This is a genomic window from Kitasatospora sp. NPDC059812, from assembly GCF_042732075.1.
Taxonomy (GTDB): Bacteria; Actinomycetota; Actinomycetes; order Streptomycetales; family Streptomycetaceae; genus Kitasatospora.
The window spans coordinates 1-1,027 of the sequence record NZ_JBHWIO010000192.1 but is presented as its reverse complement, the minus strand read 5'-3'; the positions used below and the strand labels follow the sequence as shown (position 1 = coordinate 1,027).

2 protein-coding genes are annotated in these 1,027 nt (G+C 68.3%); both read right to left on the bottom strand.

From position 1 onward, the window contains the following. Positions 1-130 precede the first annotated feature (130 nt). Positions 131-511: a ricin-type beta-trefoil lectin domain protein gene (locus ACFV6D_RS38875; protein ID WP_380434275.1), complete on the bottom strand. Its 381-nt coding sequence runs from the start codon at positions 509-511 to the stop codon at positions 131-133. Positions 512-923: 412 nt separating this feature from the next. Further along, on the bottom strand, positions 924-980 hold the full coding sequence (locus ACFV6D_RS38870) for a hypothetical protein (RefSeq protein WP_380434278.1): 57 nt from the start codon (positions 978-980) through the stop codon (positions 924-926). Positions 981-1,027 lie beyond the last annotated feature (47 nt).

Genomic DNA, 1,027 nt, shown 5'->3' with positions numbered 1-1,027 from the left:
GGGGACCCTGTGGGAGAGTAGGACGCCGCCGAACAATCATTCACAGAGAACCCCCATCCGGGAAACCGGATGGGGGTTCTCTGCATTTCCGGGGCACACGACGGCCATCACCGTGCCCCGCGCCGGCCTGTCAGATGGTGTCCTTGACCTTGATCTGGCCGCTGTCGATGACGAAGTTCTGGTTGCCGAAGCCGGGGCTCTGACACTGCCAGATCTTGACCCGGTCACCGTTGTTGCGGGAACCGCCCACGTCCAGGCACATCTCTCGGCCGGTTCCGATGGTGTCCTTGACCTTGATCTGGCCGCTGTCGATGACGAAGTTCTGGTTGCCGAAGCCGGGGCTCTGGCACTGCCAGATCTTGACGTGGTCGCCGTTGTTGCGGGAACCGCCCACGTCCAGGCACATGGTGTTGGTGGCCACGCGGGGCGCGGCGACGGCAGCCGTGGGCGCCGTCAGGGCGATCAGGCCGGCGGCGGCCAGGGCAGCGAGCGCGGTGGTGGAACGGGACATGATGTACCTCCGCAGGTGCGCCGACGGGTGTCGGCTCTCGGTGGGGTGGTCGGACCTGGGCAGGCCTGCCGGAAGGTGTAGCCGGCAGGTCCTGCCTGGTATGGGCAAGGTTCGCAGCGGTCAGTTGCGACACGCCCGGGTACGAACCACAGTCATTCCATAGGGCGACATATGGTTTGAAACCCGGTCACCACTTGGGCAGAGACCGGAGCGCGGCGGCTGAGCGATCCTTTATGGGTGCCGTGGCTGCGACGGCCGTAACGGAACGTCAGGCCTTCGGCCTGCTCGGTGAAGGTCCAGCGCGGGCGCGCAGGGGTCGAAGCCAGGGCGCGGCGGGGGTGGTGTGCGCCGTGCCGGGGCGTGGCTACGCCGCTTCGGGCCGGTGAGCCGCCCCAGGCGTCGGTGCGGGTGTTCACCAGTGGGAGAGGAACCGGGAGAGCAGGTAGCCGTGGGCGGCGTGGATCCCCACGCCGTCGAAGCCGGCCTGAGCAGCGCGGCGCCCGGCCCTTGGTGGGC

Bases quoted from the DNA above. Each gene is read 5' to 3' on its own strand.
- ACFV6D_RS38875 (WP_380434275.1), bottom strand. From the start codon at position 511: ATGTCCCGTTCCACCACCGCGCTCGCTGCCCTGGCCGCCGCCGGCCTG.